The 23,840-nt window shown below is 71.7% G+C and carries 21 protein-coding genes and 1 tRNA gene; 16 read left to right on the top strand and 6 right to left on the bottom strand.

From position 1 onward, the window contains the following. Positions 1-52 precede the first annotated feature (52 nt). Positions 53-994: an NAD(+) diphosphatase gene (gene nudC, locus I3F54_RS12835; RefSeq protein WP_240118833.1), complete on the top strand. Its 942-nt coding sequence runs from the start codon at positions 53-55 to the stop codon at positions 992-994. A 203-nt stretch (positions 995-1,197) separates the two neighbouring features. On the opposite strand, the gene I3F54_RS12830 is transcribed toward nudC, so the two are convergent. Then, a complete protein-coding gene (locus I3F54_RS12830; RefSeq protein ID WP_240118832.1) occupies positions 1,198-1,455 on the bottom strand; it encodes a mycoredoxin in 258 nt (85 codons plus the stop codon). A gap of 122 nt (positions 1,456-1,577) precedes the next feature. Between I3F54_RS12830 and I3F54_RS12825 the strand changes: the two genes are divergently transcribed. The 4 genes from I3F54_RS12825 to I3F54_RS12810 all read left to right on the top strand — a co-directional run bounded on the left by I3F54_RS12825 (position 1,578) and on the right by I3F54_RS12810 (position 5,217). Further along, entirely contained in the window at positions 1,578-3,869 is a 2,292-nt protein-coding gene (locus I3F54_RS12825) for an ATP-dependent DNA helicase UvrD2 (protein WP_275676086.1), read from the top strand. 162 nt (positions 3,870-4,031) lie between these two features. Next, positions 4,032-4,352, top strand: a complete 321-nt coding sequence (locus I3F54_RS12820; protein ID WP_240118830.1) for a hypothetical protein — start codon at positions 4,032-4,034, stop codon at positions 4,350-4,352. Positions 4,353-4,528: 176 nt separating this feature from the next. Beyond that, the gene (locus tag I3F54_RS12815; RefSeq protein ID WP_100568176.1) at positions 4,529-4,897 is read left to right on the top strand and encodes a WhiB family transcriptional regulator; all 369 of its coding nucleotides are present in this window, start codon (positions 4,529-4,531) and stop codon (positions 4,895-4,897) included. Next, positions 4,894-5,217 (top strand): hypothetical protein, encoded by a 324-nt coding sequence (locus I3F54_RS12810; protein WP_240118829.1) that lies wholly within the window; start codon positions 4,894-4,896, stop codon positions 5,215-5,217. The genes I3F54_RS12815 and I3F54_RS12810 overlap by 4 nt, the downstream gene beginning before the upstream one ends. Positions 5,218-5,576: 359 nt before the next feature. On the opposite strand, the gene I3F54_RS12805 is transcribed toward I3F54_RS12810, so the two are convergent. Then, complete coding sequence (locus tag I3F54_RS12805) at positions 5,577-6,944, bottom strand: AarF/ABC1/UbiB kinase family protein (RefSeq protein WP_240118828.1); 1,368 nt, start codon at positions 6,942-6,944, stop codon at positions 5,577-5,579. Continuing rightward, positions 6,937-8,151, bottom strand: a complete 1,215-nt coding sequence (locus I3F54_RS12800) for a TOMM precursor leader peptide-binding protein (protein WP_240118827.1) — start codon at positions 8,149-8,151, stop codon at positions 6,937-6,939. The genes I3F54_RS12805 and I3F54_RS12800 overlap by 8 nt, the downstream gene beginning before the upstream one ends. Before the next feature lie 273 nt (positions 8,152-8,424). Here I3F54_RS12800 and I3F54_RS12795 point away from each other — a divergent pair, with 273 nt between their 5' ends. The 4 genes from I3F54_RS12795 (at position 8,425) to I3F54_RS12780 (ending at position 12,343) form a co-directional block, all read left to right on the top strand. Next, positions 8,425-9,021, top strand: a complete 597-nt coding sequence (locus I3F54_RS12795) for a M48 family metallopeptidase (protein ID WP_240118826.1) — start codon at positions 8,425-8,427, stop codon at positions 9,019-9,021. 186 nt (positions 9,022-9,207) lie between these two features. Further along, positions 9,208-10,878: a TerD family protein gene (locus tag I3F54_RS12790; protein ID WP_240118825.1), complete on the top strand. Its 1,671-nt coding sequence runs from the start codon at positions 9,208-9,210 to the stop codon at positions 10,876-10,878. A gap of 11 nt (positions 10,879-10,889) precedes the next feature. After that, the gene (locus tag I3F54_RS12785) at positions 10,890-11,570 is read left to right on the top strand and encodes an AIM24 family protein (RefSeq protein ID WP_240118824.1); all 681 of its coding nucleotides are present in this window, start codon (positions 10,890-10,892) and stop codon (positions 11,568-11,570) included. Positions 11,571-11,587: 17 nt separating this feature from the next. Next, positions 11,588-12,343 (top strand): AIM24 family protein, encoded by a 756-nt coding sequence (locus I3F54_RS12780; protein WP_240118823.1) that lies wholly within the window; start codon positions 11,588-11,590, stop codon positions 12,341-12,343. A 76-nt stretch (positions 12,344-12,419) separates the two neighbouring features. Here I3F54_RS12780 and I3F54_RS12775 read toward each other — a convergent pair whose 3' ends face one another. Continuing rightward, positions 12,420-12,935, bottom strand: coding sequence for an NUDIX hydrolase (locus I3F54_RS12775; RefSeq protein ID WP_240118822.1), 516 nt, complete (start codon positions 12,933-12,935; stop codon positions 12,420-12,422). Beyond that, positions 12,932-14,413 (bottom strand): zinc-dependent metalloprotease, encoded by a 1,482-nt coding sequence (locus I3F54_RS12770; protein ID WP_240118821.1) that lies wholly within the window; start codon positions 14,411-14,413, stop codon positions 12,932-12,934. Before I3F54_RS12770 ends, I3F54_RS12775 begins: the two co-directional genes overlap by 4 nt. 191 nt (positions 14,414-14,604) lie before the next feature. Between I3F54_RS12770 and I3F54_RS12765 the strand changes: the two genes are divergently transcribed. The 4 genes from I3F54_RS12765 (at position 14,605) to I3F54_RS12750 (ending at position 17,844) form a co-directional block, all read left to right on the top strand. After that, positions 14,605-15,717 carry an SDR family oxidoreductase gene (locus I3F54_RS12765; protein ID WP_240118820.1) on the top strand — a complete coding sequence of 371 codons (1,113 nt, stop codon included), beginning with the start codon at positions 14,605-14,607 and terminating at the stop codon, positions 15,715-15,717. Between the two features lie 223 nt (positions 15,718-15,940). Beyond that, the gene (locus tag I3F54_RS12760) at positions 15,941-16,402 is read left to right on the top strand and encodes a molybdenum cofactor biosynthesis protein MoaE (RefSeq protein WP_240118819.1); all 462 of its coding nucleotides are present in this window, start codon (positions 15,941-15,943) and stop codon (positions 16,400-16,402) included. A 121-nt stretch (positions 16,403-16,523) separates the two neighbouring features. Further along, positions 16,524-16,688, top strand: a complete 165-nt coding sequence (locus tag I3F54_RS12755; protein ID WP_240118818.1) for a hypothetical protein — start codon at positions 16,524-16,526, stop codon at positions 16,686-16,688. A 58-nt stretch (positions 16,689-16,746) separates the two neighbouring features. Continuing rightward, the gene (locus I3F54_RS12750; RefSeq protein ID WP_240118817.1) at positions 16,747-17,844 is read left to right on the top strand and encodes a PDZ domain-containing protein; all 1,098 of its coding nucleotides are present in this window, start codon (positions 16,747-16,749) and stop codon (positions 17,842-17,844) included. 55 nt (positions 17,845-17,899) lie between these two features. Here the strand turns inward: I3F54_RS12750 and I3F54_RS12745 are convergent, their stop codons facing one another. Continuing rightward, positions 17,900-18,442: a PPA1309 family protein gene (locus tag I3F54_RS12745; RefSeq protein ID WP_240118816.1), complete on the bottom strand. Its 543-nt coding sequence runs from the start codon at positions 18,440-18,442 to the stop codon at positions 17,900-17,902. A 165-nt stretch (positions 18,443-18,607) separates the two neighbouring features. Here I3F54_RS12745 and I3F54_RS12740 point away from each other — a divergent pair, with 165 nt between their 5' ends. The 3 genes from I3F54_RS12740 (at position 18,608) to I3F54_RS12730 (ending at position 23,745) form a co-directional block, all read left to right on the top strand. Next, on the top strand, positions 18,608-21,574 hold the full coding sequence (locus I3F54_RS12740) for a UPF0182 family protein (protein ID WP_240118887.1): 2,967 nt from the start codon (positions 18,608-18,610) through the stop codon (positions 21,572-21,574). 41 nt (positions 21,575-21,615) lie between these two features. Beyond that, a tRNA-Met gene (locus I3F54_RS12735) sits at positions 21,616-21,689 on the top strand. Between the two features lie 205 nt (positions 21,690-21,894). Beyond that, complete coding sequence (locus tag I3F54_RS12730; RefSeq protein WP_240118815.1) at positions 21,895-23,745, top strand: tetratricopeptide repeat protein; 1,851 nt, start codon at positions 21,895-21,897, stop codon at positions 23,743-23,745. Positions 23,746-23,840: the final 95 nt, after the last annotated feature.

Below are 23,840 nucleotides of genomic sequence, written 5' to 3'. Positions count from 1 at the left end.
CGCCGAACCGCCGCCCGAACCAACCGTTTCACCGGGGGAGTTGGAAGCACCCGTGACCACCTGGACCGATCACACCGCCGACCGACCCATCTCACTGACCGCGCCCAGCGGTGTCGACCGCGCGGCCCACCACCGTCTGGACGAGGCCTGGCTCGCGGCGGCGTGGAGCCACCCCTCGACCCGCTGCTTCGTGGTCTCCGGCGGTCAGGTCCTCATCGACGAGACACCCGACGGCCGAACCGAACTCGTCATGACCCCTTCCTTCGAGGCCCCCCTCACCGAGGCGCACCGCTACTTCCTCGGCATCGACCAGGACGGCGTCAGCTACTTCGCGCTCCAGAAGGACGCGCTGCCGGGCCGTATGGACCAGTCCGCCCGCCCGGCCGGCCTGCGCGAGGCCGGCCTGCTGCTGTCGCCGCGCGACGCGGGCCTGATGGTGCATGCGGTCGGGCTGGAGAACTGGCAGCGCACCCACCGCTTCTGCTCCCGCTGCGGCGAGCGCACCGTCATCGCCGCCGCCGGCCACATCCGCCGTTGTCCCGCCTGCGGCGGCGAGCACTACCCGCGCACCGACCCCGCGGTGATCATGGCGGTCACCGACGAGGACGACCGCATACTCCTGGGCCGGCAGGTCCACTGGCCGGAGGGCCGCTTCTCCACGCTCGCCGGGTTCGTCGAACCGGGCGAGTCCATCGAGCAGGCCGTGCGCCGCGAGGTGTTCGAGGAGGCCGGCGTCACCATCGGGCAGGTCGAGTACGTCGCGAGCCAGCCCTGGCCCTTCCCGTCCAGTCTCATGCTGGGCTTCCTGGCCCGCGCCACCTCCACCGCGATCGATGTCGACGGCGACGAGATCCACGAGGCCCGCTGGTTCTCCCGCGACGACCTCGGGGCCGCCTTCGACTCCGGTGAGGTGCTGCCGCCCTACGGCATCTCCATCGCCGCCCGCCTGATCGAGCTCTGGTACGGCAAGCCCCTGCCGACCCGGAGCGTCTGAGTACGACGCGGGAGGGGTGTCCCGGACCGCCCGTGACGCCCCCACGCGGAACCCCTCCTGCGCGGGCGCGCGTGCGACGCCGGGAGACGCGCGGGCAGGGCGCCGGGAGACACCCGGGCAGGGCCCTCCGCGCGCTTCCCCCCGTGGACAGAGCGCGCCCCCTCCGGCGGCGTCGACCGGAGGGGGCGGAAGGGGCTGGGGCGTCAGGCCGCGAGAGCCTGCTTCACCTGGGCAAGGCTCGGGTTCGTCATCACGACCTCGCCGCCACCGGCCGAGGGCACCACCCGCACCGTGGGCACCGTCTGGTTTCCGCCGTTGGCCTTCTCCACGAACGCCGCGGACTCCGGGTCCTGCTCGATGTTGATCTCGTCGTACGTGATGCCCTCGCGGTCCAGCTGGCTCTTGAGTCGGCGGCAGTAGCCGCACCACGTGGTGCTGTACATCGTCACAGTGCCCGGCATGTGTCTCGTACTCCTTCAGGGGTCGGGATCGGGTGCTCGCAGTGAGGAAACGTACTTGAAAGCGCCACCATTCCCTTGAGGGGGCGCCGCCCCAGGTGACGCCTGTCGCATTCATACGACTGCTGGCCCCCGCCTGTGGACAACCGCCGCTCCCGCCTCCGGCGACCTGGCAGCATGGCCATGTGACAGCAGCAACGCACTCCACCCTCTTCCCGCAGGCACCGGACTCTGCCGACGCGGTGCTCGAAGGGCTCGACCCCGAGCAGCGCGAGGTGGCCACCGCCCTGCACGGCCCGGTGTGCGTGCTGGCCGGAGCCGGCACGGGCAAGACCCGGGCGATCACCCACCGCATCGCCTACGGCGTCCGCGCCGGTGCCCTCCAGCCCTCCAGCGTGCTCGCCGTCACCTTCACCAACCGTGCCGCCGGTGAGATGCGCGGCCGGCTGCGCCAGCTCGGCGCGCAGGGCGTCCAGGCCCGCACCTTCCACTCCGCCGCCCTGCGTCAGCTTCAGTATTTCTGGCCGAAAGCGATCGGCGGGGCGATGCCCCGGCTCGTCGACCGCAAGATCCAGCTCGTCGCCGACGCCGCCGCCGCCTGCCGCATCCGCCTCGACCGGGGCGAGCTGCGGGACGTCACCGCCGAGATCGAGTGGTCCAAGGTCACCCGGACCGTCCCCGCCGACTACGCCCTCGCCGCCGCCAGGGCCGGCCGTGAGGCCCCCCGCGACCCGGCCGAGATCGCCCAGCTCTACTCCGTCTACGAGGGCCTCAAACGTGACCGTGCCGTCATCGACTTCGAGGACGTCCTGCTGCTGACCGTCGGCATCCTCCAGGACCGGCACGACGTCGCAGAACAGGTCCGCGCCCAGTACCAGCACTTCGTCGTCGACGAGTACCAGGACGTCAGCCCGCTCCAGCAGCGCCTGCTGGAGCTGTGGCTCGGAGATCGGGACTCCCTGTGCGTGGTCGGCGACGCCAGCCAGACCATCTACTCCTTCACCGGCGCCACCCCCGACCATCTCCTCGACTTCCGCGTCCGTCACCCCGGCGCCACCGTCGTCCGGCTGGTGCGCGACTACCGATCCACCCCGCAGGTCGTGCACCTTGCGAACGGGCTCCTCGCCCAGGCCCGCGGCCGGGCTGCCGACCACCGTCTCGAACTGGTCTCCCAGCGCCCCTCCGGACCCGAGCCCGCCTTCACCGAGCACAACGACGAGCCCGCCGAGGCCGAGGGTGCCGCCCGCCGTATCCGGGAACTGATCGACGCCGGCGTCCCGACCAGCGAGATCGCGGTCCTCTTCCGCACCAACGCCCAGTCCGAGACCTACGAGCAGGCCCTCGCCGACGCCGGCATCCCCTACCAGCTGCGCGGTGCCGAGCGTTTCTTCGACCGTCCGGAGGTACGCAAGGCCGGGGTCGCCCTGCGCGCCGCCTCCCGTTTCGGCGGCAACGACTCCCTGCTCGCCGACGCCGTCGACCTGCCCTCGCAAGTGCGCGCCGTTCTCTCCGGCGAGGGCTGGACCCCGCAGCCCCCGGCGGGTTCGGGCGCGGTGAGGGAGCGGTGGGAGTCCCTCGCCGCCCTGGTGAACCTGGCGCAGGACTTCGCCGCGGCCCGGCCCGGGGCGACTCTCGCCGATCTGGTCGCAGAGCTCGACGAGCGGGCAGGTGCCCAGCACGCCCCGACCGTGCAGGGCGTCACCCTCGCCTCTCTCCACTCGGCCAAGGGCCTGGAGTGGGACGCCGTCTTCCTGGTCGGGGTCGCCGAGGGAATGATGCCGATCACCTACGCGAGAACCGACGAGCAGATCGAAGAGGAGCGCCGCCTCCTCTACGTCGGCGTGACCCGCGCCCGCGAACGCCTGAACGTGTCCTGGTCGCTGTCCCGCTCGCCCGGGGGTCGGCCCCACCGCCGGCCCAGCCGCTTCCTCGACGGCCTCCGTCGCGGCGCCTCCGGCGCGGACGCCGGCCGGACCGGCACCGGCGGCGCCGTCATCGATCGCGGCCACCCGAGGGACGCCAGGACGCCGGACACCGCCGTGCCGCGCAGACAGCGGCGCACCCCGGCCCGCTGCCGCGTCTGCGGGCGCACGCTCACCGATGCCGGCGAGATGAAACTGATGCGTTGCGAGGACTGCCCTTCCGACATGGACGAGGGCCTCTACGAGCGGCTGCGCATCTGGCGTGCGGAGCAGGCGCAGCGGAGCGGCCAGCCCGCCTTCTGCGTGTTCACCGACCGGACGCTGATCGCGATCGCCGAGGCCGTGCCCGACGACGAGCGGGAGCTGTCCCGCATCCCCGGCGTCGGCGCCCGCAAGCTCGGCCGCTACGGGTCCGACGTGCTGGCGCTCTGCGCGGGCCGGGACCTCGGCGAGGACACCGGGGAGACGCCCGCCGGGGACGGGGCCGTCAGTTGATGCGAACTCGTCGAAAAAACAGTTTGCGCATGCCCCAGCAATCCCCATAGGTTCTTAGGCACGGGGACGGCGGCCTTCTCGAAGGCCCCGATTCCGTGTTGTACTTGCATATCCGCCGGGCTGGGTCACCAGTCCATGAGACGCCGAGAGGAGGCGAGTCCAGTGATCAGCATCAACACCAGCTTCACCAGCACGGTCAAAATGACCGATCGCTCGGCCGTCTCCACGTGCATGCTCGGCGCCTCCGGCCTGGGCACCGGTCTGTCCGGCATTCGTGCCGTCCGTCCGGCGTCCTCCGCTGCCCTCACCGGTCTTCCCATCTGTGAGCGCAATGAGCGACCGGCCAAGGCACTGGAAGCAGTAGAAGCACTGGCGCATGCCTATGCCTTTACGGCGGCCGGTGCCGGATTCCGGGAGCAGACGAAGCAGCACCACCTGATGTGGGCCTTCCGTGGGCCAGAACCCTGGAGTGATCCAGCCTGATCGCTGATCAGGCCGGCGCCTTCAGGGCCGCGGAACCCCATCCGGGATCCGCGGCCCTTCTGTTTTCCCCGAACGGGGAGAACGGAGCGAAGGGGCCTCGGGGCAGAAAAGAACCCGGTACCAGCCGACACCCGGTCCCACCGGACCGGAACGACCCCAGACGAGGAAGACACCCCGTGCAACTCGAAGCGCACGCCCCGTCCGTACCGCCTTCCGACACGATCCCCAAGCCTGGCCTCACGGAGGACCCCGCCTTGACCCCGCTCACCGCGCTCACCGCGCTCGACGACGCCATCGAGAACCTCGGCGTACCCGTCCCGTGCCGCTCCTACGACCCGGAGGTCTTCTTCGCCGAGTCGCCCGCGGACGTGGAGTACGCCAAGTCCCTCTGCCGCACCTGCCCGCTGGTGGAGGCCTGCCTCGCCGGCGCCAAGGAGCGGCGTGAGCCCTGGGGCGTCTGGGGTGGCGAACTGTTCGTCCAGGGCGTCGTCGTCGCCCGGAAGCGGCCCCGTGGCCGCCCGCGCAAGAACCCGGTCACGGCATGAACACCGCAGGAACGATCGACCGCCCCCTCACGCACGACCCCAAGAAGCAGGCCCCGATGAAGCCGTCCACCAGCGAGCCCACCAGCTCCGTGATCGAAGACGTCACCACCACCGGCGCGACCGACTCGCGTCAGAACAGGACCCGAGAGATGCAACTCATCCAAGAAGCCTTGGCGCGTGCGCATATGCAGCACCGCCTGCACGAGGCTGAGCGGGAGCGCCGGGCCCTGCGCCTGGCGGCTGCCCGCCGGATGCAGCGCCGAGCGGAGCGCGCGTCGCTGCGCGCTCGCCGGGCGCTCGCCATGGCCGTGATGCAGTAGCCACTGTGAAGCGGTGACCTCCCGGGAACGGGAGAGGCAAGCTCCCCGCGGGGGCCGGTCCAGGCGAACGGACCGGCCCCCGCGGTGCGTTGTGAGCGGCGATCCGACGCCGGCGGCGTTATCGTCGCCGGGTGAGGAGTCCTTCCGGAGGCAGTGGCGTCGGCGGCGGCGGGCCTCGGCTGCGTCTCGTCTGCGCTCGCTGCGGCACCGAGGCCCGATCCCCGCAGCCGACGTGGACCTGTTCCGTCGAGAACGGAACACGCCGCTACTTCTGCGACGCCTGTTCCCGCGAGCACCTCAGAGCGATCGAGAGCCGGCTGGACTCGGCCTGGTGGTAGCGCCGGGACCGGCCCGGCCGCTCACGCCTCCACCGCCGGCTCCTCCCCGAACTCCTCGTCCGTCCCGAAGCCCGGCAGCCACTCCTCCAACTCCTCGCGCAGGCGGACCGTCGAACCGAGCTGGCACAGCACACCGATGGTGCTCAGGGTCACCCGGTGGATCAGCAGATAGGCGGGCGGCAGGTTCAGCCGCTTGCCGAGTTCGTAGGCGGGCGAGCGGGGGTCGGCGATGCGGGTTGCCTGGCTGCGCATCCAGGTGCGGGTGAAGGTGAACGCCTCCACCTGGGCGGGTTCGATGATCGGCAGGAGGTAGTCGAGAACCGCGTCCGGGTCGAGGTCGATGGACTCCTTCACGAAGCCCTCGGCGCACAGCAGCTCGTAGACCGACTCGGCCTCCCCGTCCAGCGTCATACGGAGGGACTCGCCGATCGGGGTGGGCAGGCCGCCCGGGAGACGGTCCACCGTGCCGAAGTCCAGGACGCCGAGCCGCCAGTCGTCCTCGCCCGCCGGGCCGCCCGGCAGGAGCCGGAAGTTGCCCGGGTGCGGGTCGGCGTGCAACAGGCCGGTGCGGGCGGGGCCGGAGAAGAGGAAGCGGGCCAGGAGCTGTCCGGCGCGGTCGCGCTGCTCCGGAGTGCCGTCGGCGATGATCTCCGACAGTGGTATGCCGTCGATCCATTCCGTGATCAGGACCTGTTCGCACTGGTGGACCACGGCCGGCACCAGGACATCCGGGTCCCCCGTGAACTCCTCCGCGTGCGCCTGCTGGGCCCGGGCCTCCAGTCCGTAGTCGAGTTCCTCCGACACACGGTCGCGGAGTTCGGCGATCAGGGGTTTGACGTCCATGCCGGGGATGAGTGGACCCAGCAGTCGGGCAAAGCGGCTCAATTGGTTCAGGTCGGACAGCAGGGCTTCGCCGGCGCCCGGATACTGGACCTTGACCGCGACCTCCCGGCCGTCGTGCCACACGCCCCGGTGTACCTGACCGATGGAGGCCGCAGCGGCCGGCTTGTCCTCGAACTCCAGGAACAGCTCCTGCCACCCCTCGCCCAGCCGCTCCCGGAGCACCGTGTGCACCGTGCGCGTCGGCATCGGGGGTGCCGCCTCCTGCAACTTGGTCAGCGCGGCCCGGTACGGGCCGGCGATCTCCTCCGGCAGGGCCGATTCGAAGACGGACAGTGCCTGCCCGAACTTCATCGCCCCGCCCTTCAGCTCACCGAGCACCTTGAAGAGCTGCTCCGCCGTGCGCTGCTGCAGCTCGCGGCCGACGATCTCCGCGGACTCGCCCACGATCCGCTTGCCCAGCCCCCAGGTCGCCCGGCCGGCGAAGCCGAGCGGGAGTGCGGCGAGCTTGGCGGTCCGGGTGACCGCCTTGCGGGGAAGATCAGACATGCGCCCTCCAAGTCCCAGCCGGCCGCGCCACGCGTGACCTACGACCCATCGCCGTCGACGACCGTTGCCCACCCATTGTCTCGTGCGGCGCCCCGTCCTCGGGGGCGCGTTTCTCTCTGTCCCGCTCCGCCGCCCGGCACGGGCACGCCGGATGCGCCCGCACCGGCCGGGCGCGCCACTGCAGACCCGGAAGAGAGACCTCCCAACGACTGCCCGCGCTGGAGGGCAGGCGGCCGTCGAGGACGGCGAGCGCGTGCGCGGCGGCCAGGCCGGCCACGGTCGTCGCCAGCGCGAGGTCGCACGCGCGTACCTGCCGCCGCCGCCCCGAGCGCCACTGGGTGACCAGGCGCGGCCAGGCCGGGTCCCGATCGGACCGCGTGCGGTCCAGGCAGCCGGCGCAGCCGGTCTCGCCGGGGAGGACGAGTGGCCCGACCATACCGGTCGCCTCCACCACGCCCGCGTACAGGTGCGGCGTGCCGGAGGAGACGAGGTGGTCGGCGGCGGCCGGGGCCGGGGCATGGACGGCCACGTCGTCCCGCGGTGCGAGGACCACCAGGGAGAAGCCCGGCTCGTCGCCCCCGGCCCGGGCGCCCGGGGTGCGGCGCGGTGGCCGGTCCGGTGCGGCGCGTCGCACCGACCGCCGGGCGGCCTCGTCGCGGCGCTCGCCCACGGCGTCGGCGGGCAGTCCGCCCGGCGCGACGTCCCATGGCTCGACCTGGCCGCCGTCGCACACGTCGACCTCGCCGACCCCCGCGCCCGACAGCAACGAGGCCAGGACGGCTCCGACCCGGCCCGCGCCGCGCACCTGCACGCGCAGCGCGCGGCGCGCCGCCAGCCGGCGGATCGCGTCGCCCGCCTCCGGAGTCGTGACGGACAGGGAGGCCAGATCCGGACGCAGCCGGTCGAGGGCGTCCTTTCTGTCGCGCAGGGCGCCGGCGGCAGGGCCGCCGCCGCGCGCGTCGTCCAGCAGCCCGGACCGGGCCAGCCGCTCCACGAGCAGGTCGGCATGCCCGTCGGGCAGGTCCATCCGGCGGGCCTCCTCCCGCAGGAGCGGCAGCCCGCGGGTGCCGTTGAGCAGTTCCAGGAAACTGCCCGTCGCCGTGTCCATCGGAGCGAGCGTCACCGCGTGCGCCGGAGTCATCCCGAACTGCACGGTGTTGAGGTCGCGCCAGCCGCGCCGCAGCGCGGGCTTCACCACTGGATGCATGACAGGCCCCCGTAGCCCGAGAAGGGTCGTGTGCGCCGGGAGTCACGGATCGTCCCCGCTCCCGGGTGCCGGTGGAGCGGGGGCGTGGGGGCGTCCCCGCTCCACCGACGTAAGCCAGCATGCCCCGACTGCCGGAGCGGGCGCGGAGGTTTTCCACAGGCAAGGGAGTTCATCGTACAAATCGGTCGTACAAATCCGGCGAGCGGTGGGGGATACGAAGCGAACCGTCCCGGAGCCGGGACTTCCCCCCGGCGCAGCGGGTACGGTCGGGGCGTGTCCGCCGACCCACTGCACCGCGCCGGAACGTCACAGCGCAGTACGACGAGCCATCCGCCGAGCGGCTCGGGAGCGGGCGCGATCGAGGTGCGCCGGAGTGCCCGTCGACGCCGGACCGTCTCCGCGTACCGGGAGGGCGATCGCACGGTCGTGCTCATTCCGGCCCGCATGTCGGAGGCGGAGGAGCAGCGCTGGGTGACCGTCATGCTGGACAAGCTGGCCGCCCAGGAGAGCAAGCGGGCCCTCGGCGACGGCGAGCTGGCCGAGCGGGCGCTGCGGCTGTCGGAACAGTACTTCGGCGGCCGGGCCCGCCCCGTCTCGGTGCGCTGGGTCACCAACCAGAACACGCGCTGGGGTTCGTGCACCCCCGCCGAAGGCAGTATCCGGCTGTCCCACCGGCTGCAGGGCATGCCCGAGTACGTCGTGGACTACGTCCTCCTCCACGAACTGGCCCATCTGCTCGTGCCCGGTCACGGCCCCCGCTTCTGGCGGCTGCTGGAGGGGTACCCGCGCACCGAACGGGCCCGTGGCTACCTCGAAGGCGTGGTGGCCGCCGAGCGGCTGCCCCATGTGCCCGGCGCGCGCGGCGAGTGACGCCCACCGGACCCGCCACGCCCACCGGACCCGCCACGCCCGCCGGACCCGCCACGCCCGCCGAACCCTCCGCCACGACCGGGCAAGGGTTGTGTAGCGGGTGTGTACCGGCATCGTCCGGTGTCCGAGTTTGCCGTTAGCCTGGCGCGACGCACTCGCATTCGGGATGGGGAACGGTCGTAACGCATGGCCAGGGAATTCCAACGCGGCCACAAGGCCAGGATCAGTGACCTCACCGCGGGCACCGATCTGTACGTAGGCGTGCAGATCTCCGCCCCCGGACTGAACTTCGACATCAGCTGCTTCGGCCTGGACGCCGGCGAACGGCTCTCGGACGACCGGTACTTCATCTTCTACAACCAGCCGAAGTCCCCCGAGGAGGCCGTCCAGCTGCTGGGCGCCCAGGCGGGTGACACGGAGTCCTTCCGGGTCACCCTGGACCGGATCCCGCCGCAGATCCACAAGCTGTCCTTCACGGCCACCGTCGACGGCGCCGGGCAGATGTCGCAGATCGCCCCCGGATACATCCGCATCGTCGCCGGCGGCGAGGAGGTGGCCCGCTACGCCTTCAGCGGCGCCGAGTTCTCCACCGAGCGGGCCGTGATGCTGGGTGACTTCTACCTGAAGGACGTGTGGCGGTTCGCGGCCGTCGGGCAGGGCTTCGACGGCGGCCTGGAAGCGCTGCTGAAGAACTTCGGCGGCGAAGTCCTGGAGGAGGAGGCTCCGGCGGCACCGCAGGAGCCGCAGTCCTCCGCCGCCCCGGGTTTCGCGCCCCCGGCCGCCCAGCCCGCCGCGCCGCCCGCGTTCGGCGTCCCGTCGACCCCGGCGCCCGCCCCGGCCCCTGCCGCCCCCGCCCCGGCTCCCGCCCCGCAGGGCTATGCGCCCCCGGCCGGTGCCACGCAGCCCCCGAGCCCCGCGCCGGCACCGTCCCTGCACGCTCAGCCCACCATCGTCGCGCCCCTGACGCCGCCGAGCGGCACGGTCCCGCCGCCCCCGGCCCCGCCCGCTCCGTACGGCGGGCCGCAGCCCCCGCACGGCCCGCACCCGGGGCAGGCGACCATGCCACCCGGCTACGGCCGGACACAGGCGTCGCAGGCCCCGGCGCCGCCTCCCGGCTACGGCCAGCAGCCCTACGGGCAGATCCCGGGCCAGCAGGCCGCCGCCCCCCACGGAGGCCCGCAGGGCGCTCCCCCGGGGCCCGGTGTGACCGCGGCGCTCCAGCAGTTCAAGGAGTCGCCCGCCGGGCAGCGCTGGACGCAGCAGAACAAGAAGCTCGTCCGCGTCGACCTCGGCATCGGCGGCCAGCCCGTACTGGCCCGGCAGGGCAGCATGGTGCTCTACCAGGGCAAGGTCGACTTCAGCTACAAGGGCGCGGGCTTCGCCGGCCGGCTCGTGGGCAACACCACCGGCCAGGAGATGCAGCTGATGCGCTGCACCGGGCAGGGGCAGGTGTTCCTCGCGGAGGAGGCCACCCACCTGCACCCGATCGAGCTCCAGGGCGACGCGATCTGCGTATCCGCCGAGAGCGTCCTCGCCTTCGACGAGAGCCTGCAGTACGAGGTCCGGCGCATCGAGGGCCACGGCATCCCCGGTGGTGCCCTGTTCACCATGCAGTTCAGCGGCGTCGGCACCATCGTCGTGAAGACCCACGGCACCCCCGTCGTGCTGCCGGTCACGCCCACCACGTTCGCCGACTGCAACGCCGTGGTCGCCTGGTCTGCCGCCTCCCAGGCGATCGTCTCCAGCCAGGTGCGCATGCGCCGCAACGCCTACCCGGGCGACAGCGGGGAGAGCGTCAACCTCCAGTTCCGTGGCGCGCCCGGCAATTTCATCGTCGTCCAGCCGTTCGAGGTCTGAGGGAGCCCGTCATGAACCAGCCGCTCGCGGGCCACGCCCCCGCACCCGTCGCCGCCCGCATGGAGAACCACGGCGACCACATGCTGAAGGTAGCCCTGCAGACCGGACAGGACCTCTTCGCGCGCGTGGGGTCGATGGTCGCCTACGAGGGCTTCATCCAGTACGAGCCCAATCCCTCCGCCGTGCGCCAGATCGCCCGCGACTGGATCACCGGCGAGGGCGCCCCCCTGATGAAGTGCTCCGGCGACGGGCTGCTCTATCTCGCCGACTACGGAGCGAACGTCGTCGTCATCAACCTCAACGGCGACGGCATCTCCGTCAACGCCACCAACCTCCTCGCCTTCGACGCCCATCTGCAGTGGGGTGTCGAGCGCGTCAAGGGCCTGGCGAAGTTCGCCGGGCAGGGTCTGTGGAACACCAGGATCTCCGGGCAGGGCTGGGTCGCGTTGACCTCCCGGGGCAAGCCGATCGTCGTCGATTGCGGCGGCGGCGAGGACGAGACGTACGTCGACCCGGACGCGCTGGTCGCCTGGTCCCCGAACCTGAAGGTGAAGGGCAAGCGCAGTTTCAAGGCCCAGTCGCTGATCGGCCGGGGCAGCGGCGAGGCCTACCAGATGGCCTTCTCCGGCCAGGGCATCGTCGTCGTCCAGCCCAGTGAGGACAGCACCGACCGCCTCCGGATCCGGGGCTGAGGGGGAGCCACAACGCCATGCAGAGCCCGCTTTTCGCCTACAACGACCAGCAGACCCAGGACCGCTGGGGCCTGCAGAACAAGCAGATGCTCCGGGTCACCCTGGAGGGTCACGACGACATCCTCGCCCGCAAGGGCACCATGGTCGCCTACCAGGGACTCGTCGAGTTCGACGCCGAGTACCAGAGCAACCAGCAGTCACACGCACGTGCGTACACCGGTGAGGGACTGGATCTGATGCGCTGCCACGGGCAGGGCATCGTCTACCTCGCCAACCTCGCCCAGCACGTCCACCTGATGGACGTCGAGCAGGACGGCCTGACGGTCGACAGCAGCTACGTCCTGGCGATGGACTCCTCCCTGCACCACGAGGTCATCGCCGTCGACAGCCAGTACGGGATCTCCGGGTCCGGCAAGTACCAGCTCAACATCACCGGGCGCGGCAAGGTTGCCCTGATGACCTCCGGCATGCCCCTGATGATGCAGGTCACGCCGGACAGGTACGTCAACTGCGACGCCGACGCCATCGTCGCCTGGTCCACCGGTCTGCGGGTGCAGATGCAGGCCCAGACGCACTCCTCCGGCGTGTGGCGCCGGCGCGGCAGCACCGGGGAGGGCTGGGAGCTCAGCTTCATGGGCACCGGGTTCGCGCTCGTCCAGCCCAGCGAGCTGCTGCCGCCGCAGAACGCGGTGATCGGCCAGGGCATCGCCGCCCAGTACGGCATGGGGCAGCACGGCGCCCGCGGGCACAACCAGGGCAACGTCTGGAGCTGACCGCACGGCGTGGGGGTGACCCCCGGGGGTGGGCGCCGGCACGCCGGTGCGCCCCCGGCTCACCCCCGGCCCGCGCTCAGATGCGGGCGCGGGACGCTTCCAGCAGCCGTACGACGGAGTCGTCCGCCACGTCCGCGACCTCGTCGTACGCGAACCAGCGCAGGTCGAGCGACTCGTCGCTGATCGCCTCCGTGGCGCCGGCCGGGGCCAGCGCCGCGTACTGCACGTCGAGGTGCCAGGCGCAGGGTGTGTGATGGCGGTCCAGGCGCACCGGACCGCCGGGCAGCAGGGACAGCCCGGCGATGCCCGACTCCTCGGTCGCCTCGCGCAGCGCGGCCAGCGCCAGCGTCTCGTCGCCCGGCTCGCAGTGCCCGCCCATCTGGAGCCACCTGCGCAGCTTCCTGTGCAGGGTCAGCAGGACACGCGCGCGCGGCGGGTCGATCACCAGGGCGCTGGCCGTGATGTGGCCGTCCCCGCACGCCTTCCACAGCCCGTCCGGACGGGCCGCGAGATGGTCCAGGTAGGTCTGGCGCAGGCCGGGCTGGTCCTCGTAGCCCTTCAGCACGAGGACCGCGTCGTCGTGGAGGCTCACTCGCTGCCGTCGCCCTTGTCGTCGCCCTTGTCGTCGCCCTTGTCGTCGTGCCCCTCGCCGTCGCCCTTGCGGACGTCGTCGTCCTTGGTCAGGTCCGGCTTGCCGCCCGCAGCTTCGCCGAGCATCTTGTCCAGCTCGGAGAAGTCGACGTGCTCGCGGTGCACGAAGCCGTCCGGGTCGTCCAGGTCGGTCGCCGTCGGCAGCATGTCCGGGTGCGCCCACAGAGCGTCTCGGCCGTCCACACCGCGCGCGTCCGTCAGCGACGCCCACAGGCGGGAGGCGTCCCGCAGCCGGCGCGGCCTGAGCTCCAGACCGATCAGGGTGGCGAACGTCTGTTCCGCGGGGCCGCCGCTGGCACGGCGGCGGCGCAGTGTCTCGCGCAACGCGTCGGCGGACGACAGCCGCGGCTTGGCGGCGGCGTGGACCACGGCGTCCACCCAGCCCTCGACGAGCGCCAGAGCCGTCTCCAGGCGGGCCAGCGCCGCCTTCTGCTCGGGGGTGTCCTCCGGCTGGAACATGCCCTGCTGGAGTGCCTGCTGCAGCTCCTCCGGGTTCTGCGGGTCGAACTGGCCGACGACGTCCTCCAGCTTGGCGGTGTCGACCTTGATCCCGCGCGCGTAGCCCTCGACGGCGCCGAACAGGTGCGAGCGCAGCCAGGGCACGTGTGCGAAGAGTCGCTGGTGGGCGGCCTCGCGCAGGGCCAGGTACAGCCGCACCTCCTCCCCGGGAACGCCGAGGTCCTTGCCGAACGCCTCGATGTTCACCGGCAGCAGCGCGGCCCGGCCGGCCGGGCCGAGCGGCAGGCCGACGTCGGAGGAGCCGACGACCTCGCCCGCGAGCACACCCACGGCCTGCCCGATCTGCGTGCCGAACATGGCGCCGCCCATCGAGCGCATCATGCCGATCAGCGGGCCGGCCATGGCCTGCATCTCCTCCGGCAGGATGTCGCCCATGGCGCCGCCGACCCGCTCGGCGACCGGGTCGACCAGCTCCTGCCAGGCGGGCAGGGTGGCCTCGACCCATTCCGCCCGGCTCCACGCCACCGCGGAGGCGGCGCCGGAGGGCAGGGCGGTCACATCGTCGAGCCACAGGTCCGCCAGGCGGACGGCGTCCTCGACGGCCTTGCGGTCGGCGGGACCGACGCTGGCGTCCCTGGTGCCGCCGGAGGTCCCCTGGGAGACCGTCTGGCGGGCGATCTGCTTGGCCATGTCCCAGTTCACCGGGCCGCCCTCGTACGAGAGCATCTGGCCCAGCTGCTGGAACGCGGCGCCCAGATCGTTGGGGTTCAGCGAACCGAACATGGCAGCGAGCGGATTGTCGGCGCCGGGTCCGCCAAAGCCCCCGGCCCCGGGCGACCCGAAACCGAACGGGTTGGCCGGTCCCTGACCACCACCGCTGTCCTGGTCCTTCTCCTTGCCCTCGTCGCCGTTCTCCGGCTCCTCCGGCGGAAGGCCGAATCCGAATGGGGTGTCACTCACGGGATTCCTCGGCTGGTAAGGCCGCCGGTTCTCTCCGACGGCAGGACTGCCCGACAACACCACCCAGCGTAGACACCGAGAGCGGTTCGGGCCTCGGTGCTTCGCCGGCTGAAGGCCTGCGGCAGGATGGATGCCACCTGGTACGTACGCGTCACTCGCGCTCGTATGAAGACAACCGCTGGAGACGCCCGGTGAGTTCCCCAGATCCGCAGGTTCGCGCAGCGCGAAACCCGTCAACCCACTCCGCCCCGCGCGGACCCGTCGTCGCGGTCACCGGTGCCGCGTCCGGAGTCGGCGCACTCCTCACCGAGCGGCTGGCCGCCTCGGAGGAGATCAAGCAGGTCATCGCCATCGACGAGCGGCGCGGCGAGTGCGCGGCGGCGCAATGGCACATCCTCGACGTGCGGGATCCCGCGATCGCCGACAAGCTGCGCGGCGCGGACGTCGTCGTGCACCTCGCACTCGACCTCGACCTGGGCGCCGACCCCGCCGCCCGGACGGCGTACAACGTCCGGGGGACCCAGACCGTGCTGACCGCCGCGGCGGCCGCCGGAGTGCACCGCGTGGTGCTCTGCACCTCGGCGATGGTCTACGGCGCGCTGCCCGACAACGAACTGCCGCTGTCGGAGGACGCCGAGCTGCGGGCCACCGCTGAGGCGACCGGGGTCGGCGACCTGCTGGAGATCGAGCGGCTGGCCCGGCGGGCTCCGCGGGCCCACCCGGGGCTGAACGTGACCGTGATCCGGCCGGCCGTGCTGGTCGGCGGCACGGACACCGCCCTGACCAGGTACTTCGAGTCGCCCAGGCTGCTCGTCGTGGCCGGGTCGCGGCCCGCCTGGCAGTTCTGCCACGTCGAGGACCTGTGCAGTGCGCTGGAGTACGCCGTCCTGGAGAAGGTCGAGGGGGAGCTCGCCGTCGGCTGCGACGGATGGCTGGAGCAGGAGGAGGTCGAGGAGTTCAGCGGCATCCGCCGGATGGAGATGCCCTCGGCGGTCGCCCTGGGTGCTGCGGCCCGGCTGCACCGGATCGGGCTCACGCCGTCGCCCGCGGGGGACCTCGCGTACACGATGTACCCCTGGGTGATCAGCGGGAGCCGCCTCCACGACGCCGGGTGGCGGCCCCGGTGGACCAACGAGGAGGTCCTCGCCGAGCTGCTGGAGGAGGTCTCCGGGCGGCACACGGTGGCCGGGCGGCGGCTGGGCAGGAAGGACGCGACGGCGGCGGGGGCGGCCGGGGCGACGGTGGCGCTGCTGGGCGCCGCCGCCGTGGTGCGGCGTGCCCGGAAGGCGCGACGGCGCGTCTGAGGGGGTGCGGCGCCGGGGGAGGGCGCGCGCCGGACACCCGGCGACGCCTCCCGCCGCCGTGCCCGCCCGGGGTCCCGGCGCGGCGCCCCGCCCGCCACGCCGTCCGAGGGCCGTCTTCCGCCGCCGCGCCCGGCGCCGTCCGTACGTACCTCCAAGCCGCACGTGCGCGTGCCGGGCGATGAGGCTATTCCCCCTGTTCCCGGGCGTGCGGCACGATGGGGGTATGGCACCCACCTTTGATCATCCGGGCGAGCGGACGGCGCAGGAGCCCATCAAGCTGATCGCGGTCCGGGACAGCGCGCTGTCCGTGGACGAGGTCCTCCGGGCCGTCGGGGACGACGCGGCCGGGGGGACCACGCTGTTCGTGGGCACCGTCCGCAACCACGACGGGGGTGCCGACGTCGAAGCGCTCGGGTACTCCTGCCACCCGTCCGCGGAGGCCGAGATGCGCCGGGTCGCCGAGAAGGTCGTCGCCGAGTACCCGGTGCGGGCGCTGGCGGCGGTCCACCGTGTGGGTGACCTCGCGGTCGGGGATCCGGCCGTCGTCGTGGCCGTGTCGTGCCCGCACCGCGGCGAGGCCTTCGAGGCCTGCCGCAAGCTGATCGACGACCTCAAGCACGAGGTGCCGATCTGGAAGCACCAGAAGTTCTCCGACGGGACCGAGGAGTGGGTCGGCGCCTGCTGACGTCCGGCGCCGGGCCCTCCGGTTGCGTAACCCTCCCCCTCACGTGAGCGTTGTCACTGCGGATGGTTAATCTGCTGATCAGTCGTTTGCGGTTGCTCAGGTGGTGGGTCGGGAGGTCGGGATGGGGGCGCTCGTCTGGTTGCTGATTCCGCTCGGTGCCGCGGTCGGGGCCGGGATGTGGGGCAGCTGGGCCAACCGGACCCGCAAGGTCCGCGGCGACGGCCCGGAGCTCGACGGCTACGCCCGGTTCCGCGAGGCCATGGAGAAGCCCCGCTCGCGCACCTGAGCCCGTGCCGGTGCGGCCCTGACGGTGCGCCGACAGAAGCGTCCCGTACTGTCGTGCCATGCCACGCCGCACCGCGACGATGCTCGCCTCCACCCTGATGCTGATCGCACTCCTGTGCGCGGGGGTGTTGATCAAAGTGCCGTACGCCGAGATGTCCCCGGGACCCACCGTGAACACGCTCGGAAAGCACGACGGTGAGCCGGTGCTCCAGATCTCCGGGCGCAGGACCTACCCCGCCGACGGGCATCTCAACATGACCACGGTGCGGGTGACCAGCGCGGACTACCGGATGAACCTCGTCGAGGCGGTCTACGGCTGGCTGGCGCACGACACCAAGGTCGTCCCGCACGACACCCTCTACCCGAACGGCAAGACGGAGGAGCAGTCCACCCAGGAGAACGCCGAGGAGTTCAGCCAGTCCCAGGAGAGCGCCAAGGTCGCCGCCCTGAAGGAGCTCGGCATCCCCGTGCAGTCCTGGGTGATCGTCTCGACGGTCGTGAAGGGATCCCCGTCCGAGGGCAAGCTGCACGCCGGAGACGTGATCAGGAAGGTCGACGGCACGGAGGTCAAGGAACCGGCCGACGTCGCGAAGCTGGTGACCCGCCACGAGCCCGGCCAGGACGTCGTGTTCACCATCGTGCCCGCCCAGGAGCAGGCCGCCGCCGAGAAGGAGCATCGCCCGGCGACCGCGACGCAGGACGTCACGATCACCACGACGACCTCCGACGACGGAGGGGCGAAGCGGGCGATCGTCGGGATCTCCGCGGGAACCGATCACACCTTCCCGTTCACCATCGACATCAAGCTCGCCGATGTCGGCGGGCCGAGCGCCGGCCTGATGTTCGCGCTCGGCATCTACGACAAGCTCACGCCCGGCAGCCTGACCGGCGGCACGTTCGTCGCCGGCACCGGGACCATCGACGACGACGGCAAGGTCGGGCCGATCGGTGGCGTCGAGATGAAGACGGTGGGGGCGCACGACAAGGGCGCCCGTTACTTCCTGACGCCCGCGGACAACTGCTCCTCCGCAGCCAAGGACAAGCCCGACGGGCTGACGCTGGTCCGGGTGAGCACCATCTCCGACGCGCTCGGTGCGCTGAAGGAGATCCGCGACGGGAACACCGCCGACCTGCCCCTCTGCACGGTCAAGGGCTGACCTGCCCGGCACCGCGCCGCCGGGACCGGCCCGGCGGCGCGGTGCGTTTTGTCCCTCAGTCCTCGAACGTCGCCGCCAGAGCCTCCGCCAGACCCGGCACCAGGTCGGGTCCGGTGAGGACCTCGGTCGGGGAGTCCTTCTCCCGCAGCCGCAGGGCCGACTCGCGGGCGCCGTCGCGCAGCACCGCGACCGTCATGCGGACCTCCTGACGCTCGGGGTGCTCGGCCACCCACCGCGCGAGCTTGCCGTCGCTCAGGCCGTCGGGAACCTGTGCCTCGGCGGACGGCGGCAGCATCAGCCGCTCCACGGTGAGCGCGCAGCCGGCCACCGCTTCGGGCCAGGCGATGGTGGCCAGGAACTCGTCGAGTGCCCTGTCCGTTCCCACCTCGTCCTGCTCGATCGGGGTGAGGCCGGTGGTCTCCTGCTCGTCCCCCAGGCCGAGCTGGGCGGCGAGCGAGGGTTCCTGAGCCCGCAGCTGCGCGGTGTCTACGAGGGCGAAGAGGCGAGCGGGCTGGTCCCAGCCGAGGCCGGAGGCGTACTCGTCGATCTCGAGCACGGCCCGGGTGAGGGGGCTCGCTGCCATGGGAGTGTTGGACATGGTCACAATCCTGCCTCGTTCCCGGCCGGAATCGGGAACCGAGTAAGCGGTGAGTAAGTTGCATAGGTGTGGGCTCGCGATCACCGCGACCCCAGGGGGGCCGGCGAACACGCGGGCCTGACGTAGTCGACAGCGAACTTCGAGGTGCGCACCTTGGCTTTCCAGATGCCGGACCGCGGCGGAGGCCCGACGGGGCCGCGGATCAGAGTGGGCCGCCCGTCCCGGCGTGCCCGGACCCTGCTGATGACGCTGGGCGTCCTCGCCGTCCTCGGCATGGTGTTCACCATGTTCGCGGGCTTCTGGACGGACTGGCTCTGGTACCGGTCGGTCAACTACTCGTCCGTGTTCACCACCACGCTGTGGACCAAGATCGGACTGTTCTTCGTCTTCGGTCTGCTGATGGCCCTCGCCGTCGGCTTCAACATCTGGCTCGCGCACCGGCTGCGCCCGCCGCTGAGCGCGATGTCGGTGGAGCAGCAGAGCCTCGACCGCTACCGGATGGGGATCGCGCCGTACAAGAAGTGGCTCCTGCTGGGCATCACCGCCCTGGTGGGCCTGATCGCCGGCGCCTCCGCCTCCAGCCAGTGGCGGACCTGGCTGATGTGGGTCAACGGCGTGCCCTTCGGAAAGAAGGACCCGCAGTTCCACCTCGACGTCTCCTTCTACGCCTTCGACCTGCCCTGGTACCGCTTCCTGCTCGGCTTCGGCTTCGCCACCGCGATCCTGTCGCTGATCGCGGCCGCGCTCACCCACTACCTCTACGGCGGGCTCAGGATCACGTCTCCGGGCGCCCGGGCCACGGCCGCGGCGACCGGCCACCTGTCGGTGCTGCTGGGCATCTTCGTGGCGCTGAAGGCGGTCGCGTACTGGCTCGACCGGTACGGCCTGGCCGTGAAGTCCAGTGACTTCAAGGCGGCGGGGAACTGGACCGGCCTGCGCTACGTGGACGCCAACGCCTATCTGCCGGCCAAGACGATCCTGTTCTGCATCGCGGTCATCTGCGCGCTGCTGTTCTTCGCCACCCTGTGGCGGCGCACCTGGCAGCTGCCCGTGATCGGCTTCGGTCTCATGGTGCTCTCCGCCATCCTGATCGGCGGCCTGTACCCGGCGATCGTGCAGAAGTTCCAGGTCCAGCCGAACGAGCAGGCCAAGGAAGCGCCTTACGTCCAGAAGAACATCCAGGCGACGCGCGAGGCCTACGGCATCGACGACACGCAGGTCAGCGAGTACCCGGGCAGTAGCAAGACCAAGGACAAGACGAAGCTGCGCGACCAGGTCGACTCCACGGCCAGTCTGCGCATCATCGATCCCAACGTCGTCTCGCCCACCTTCCAGCAGCTCCAGCAGATGCGGAAGTACTACGCGTTCCCGAACAACCTGGACGTCGACCGCTACAGCAAGGACGGCAAGGACCAGGACACCGTCATCGGCCTGCGCGAGCTGAACCTCGCCGGCGTCGACAAGCAGAACTGGATCAACACCCACTTCCGCTACACCCACGGCTACGGTGTGGTCGCCGCCAAGGGCACCGAGGCCACGGAGGGCACCTCGCCCGGCCGCCCGGTCTTCACCGAGTCCAACCTGCCCTCCAAGGGCGATCTCGGCACCTATGAGCAGCGGGTCTACTACGGGGAGAAGACGACGACGTACTCGATCGTCGGCGGCCCCCAGAAGGAGATCGACTACTCCGACAACAACGGCGAGAAGACGACCAGTTACCAGGGCGACAGCGGCGTCAACCTCGCCAACCCGTTCAACCGGGCCGCCTACGCGGTGGCGTTCGGCGAGCCGCAGATCATGTACTCCGGTGCCATCGGCGACGGCTCGCGGATCCTGTACAACCGCACGCCGAAGGACCGTGTCGAGGCGGTCGCGCCGTGGCTGACGATCGACGGCGACGCCTACCCGGCGGTCGTCGGCAACCGGATCCAGTGGATCGTCGACGCGTACACGACCACCAACGGCTATCCGTACGCCTCGCGGACCACGCTCGGGGACACGACCGCCGACTCGCTCACCGCGACCAACAACAGCCGCGCGGTGGTGGCCCAGCAGAACCAGGTCAACTACATCCGCAACTCGGTGAAGGCGACCGTCGACGCCTACACCGGTGAGGTCAGGCTCTACCAGTGGGACACCCTGGACCCGGTGCTGAAGACCTGGATGAAGGCCTTCCCCGGCACGGTGCACCCCAAGAGCGACATCTCGCCCGGCCTGATGGCCCATCTCCGTTACCCGCAGGACCTGTTCAAGGTGCAGCGCGAACTGCTCACCCGCTACCACGTCCAGGACGCCGACACCTTCCTCAGCGGCAGCGAGGTGTGGCAGGTGCCCGACGACCCGACCAACAAGTCGGGCAATGCGGTGCCGCCGTACTACCTGAGCATGAAGATGCCCGACCAGAAGGCGCAGGCGTTCTCGCTGACGACGACGTTCACGCCGAACGGCCGTGACAACCTGAGCGCGTTCATGGCGGTGGACTCCGAGGCGGGCACCGGAGGTTACGGGAAGATCAGAGTCCTGAAGGTGCCGACCAGCTCCACGGTCGACGGCCCCAAGCAGGTGCAGAGCCAGTTCAACTCCAACTCGCAGCAGAACATCGCCGAGTTCGTCCGGCTGATCAGAGGCGGCGACTCGGAGATCGAGTACGGAAACCTGCTGACCGTGCCGCTCGACGGGGGCCTGCTCTACGCCGAGCCGGTCTACGTGCGCGGCGGTGGACTCAAGTACCCGCTGCTGCGGAAGGTGCTGGTGACCTACGAAGGCACCACTGCCTTCGAGGACACGCTCGACCAGGCACTCGACAAGGTCTTCGGTGCCCAGGGCGCGACCGCCGAGCCGCCGCAGGAGAGTACCGGCCAGCCCCCGGCCGACCAGCCCCCGACGTCGAGCAACCCGACCGTCCGGAAGGCCCTGGACGACGCCCAGAAGGCCTTCGAGGCCGGCCAGGAGGCTTTGAAGAAGGGCGACTGGAAGGCGTACGGCGATGCCCAGAAGGACCTTCAGGACGCGCTGAAGCAGGCCGAGGACGCGCAGGCCGCGGCCGAGAAGGGCGGCAGTGCGGACACGTCGGGCGGCGCTTCGGGCTCAGGCCCGGACAGCAGCGCCAGTCCCACGCCGACGAGCAGCTGACCATGTCCACCCCGAGCCGTGGTACGGTTGCCACACAACGGCGCGGGGTGGAGCAGCTCGGTAGCTCGCTGGGCTCATAACCCAGAGGTCGCAGGTTCAAATCCTGTCCCCGCTACTGAATGCCGAAGGCCCGGATCCACACAGGATCCGGGCCTTCGTGGTGTGCGAACGCATGTCTTGACCGGACGACGGCCGTGCCGCGACGGGGAGTTGGCCGATCTGTGTTTGACTTATCTCTCTGTGGGCATGTCGACAAAACGCTGAAGTGACCTCACGGGCTGCGGTACACCGGGTGTACCCAGGTTGCAGGTGGTGCGACGATGGACGTTATGGGGGACAAGGCAACTCTGTTCGAGACAGGGCGATTTGTGCAGCCTTCCGGTCAGGTGACGGACCGGAAGGGTTCCCTCGACGCATCCGCGCGGACGGCCGACGACACCGAGCAGGTTGCCGAGCAGGCCGCGGAGGAGCTGCGCCAGCGGCTCGCCGCCGAGGCCGGCGACGTCGAGGCGATGAGCATCCTCGGCGCGATGCTGCTGCGTCGAGGCGACCTCGACGCAGCGGAACCGCACCTGCGGGCCGCCACGTCGGCCGGCGACCGGGCCGCCGCCAACAATCTCGGCGTCCTGCTCCACCAGCGCGGGTACGCGGACGAGGCCGCCGGATGGTGGCGGATCGCGGCGGTCGCCGGTTCGGTGGCAGCCGCCCACGCGCTGGGCCGGCACCACCGCGAGCGCGGTGACGAGCCCGCCGCCGAGTACTGGCTGCGGCAGTCCGCCGAGCAGGGCCACGCGCTGGGCGCTTACGCGCTCGCCGATCTGCTGGAGCACCGCGGGGACGCTGCCGCCGAGCAGTGGATGCGGGCCGCGGCCGAACGGGGTCACCGGGAGGCGGCGTACCGGCTGGCCCGGGCGCTCGACCGGCGCGCCGCGCAGGCGGCCGGCGCCGACAACGGTGTCGGGCCCGCCGGGGAGGCCGAGCAGTGGTACCGGCAGGCCGCCGCGCGGGGGCACCGCCGGGCCGCGCTCCACCTCGGGACGATCCTGGAGAAGCGGGGCGAGCTGAAGGAGGCCGGCCACTGGTACCTGACCTCGGCCAAGGACGGCGAGCCACGGGCCGCCTGCGCGCTCGGCTTCCTGCTGCGCGACGCCGGGGACGGCGACGGCGCCGCCGTGTGGTGGCTGCGCGCCGCCCAGGACGGTGACGGCAACGCCGCGAACGCCCTCGGGGCGCTGCACGCCGAACGGGGCGAGACACAGACCGCGGAGCGCTGGTACCGCGCGGCGATGGACGCCGGGGACGTGAACGGCGCCTACAACCTCGGGCTCCTCTGCGCCGAGCAGGGGCGAACGGCGCAGGCGGAGCAGTGGTACCGGCGGGCGGCCTACAGCGGGCACCGGGAGGCCGCGAACGCGCTGGCCATCCTGCTGCTCCGGGGCAGGGACGCCACCGGGGCCGAGCCGTGGTTCTCCAAGGCGGCCGAGGCGGGCAGCGTCGACGCCGCCTTCAACCTGGGGATCCTGCACGCGGGCCGCGGCGAGGACGTCGACGCCCTGCGCTGGTACGAGCGGGCGGCGGCCGCCGGGCACACCGAGGCGGCGCTCCAGGTCGGGATGGCGCGGCTGCGCGAGGGTGAGGAGCAGGAGGCGGAGCGGCATCTGCGGTGCGCGGCCGGGGGCGGCAGCGCCGAGGCCGCGTACCGGCTCGCCGCCGTGCTGGACGCCCGGCGCCCGCCGGTGTCCGCGCACGAGCTGGGCGAGGCCCAGCACGAGAAGACCGAGTGCGAGGAGTGGTACGAGCGAGCGGCCAGCCAGGGGCATCGGCGTGCGCAGGTGCGCGTCGGGATGCTGGCCGCCGCCCGGGGCGACGTGGTGGAGGCCGCCCGGTGGTATCGCGCCGCGGCCGAGGCCGGGTCACGGAACGGCGCGTTCAACCTGGGGCTCCTGCTCGCCCGGGAAGGAAGCGAGCCGGAGGCCGCCCTGTGGTGGACGCGGGCGGCCGACGCCGGTCACGGGCGGGCGGCGTTGCGGCTGGCGCTGGTCTACACGCGTCGTGGCGAGCTGGCCGAGGGACAGCGGTGGGCGGAGCGGGCGGTCTCGCTCGGGCCGGAGGAGGTGGCGGAGCGTGCGGCACGGTTGCGGGACGCCCTGCGGGAGGAGCTGTCCGCCTGAGCCGCGGCCCATGGTTCGGAGTCCACGGTTCACGGTTCCTGAACTCACCGTTGCGGGCCCGGGGCGCTCGGTGCCGCCGGGGCCCGTTCAGGGGG

The organism is Streptomyces sp. MUM 2J, from assembly GCF_022414535.1.
Classification (GTDB): Bacteria; Actinomycetota; Actinomycetes; order Streptomycetales; family Streptomycetaceae; genus Streptomyces.
Note: the sequence above shows the minus strand (reverse complement) of the source record. Positions and strands in the feature narration are given on the sequence as shown.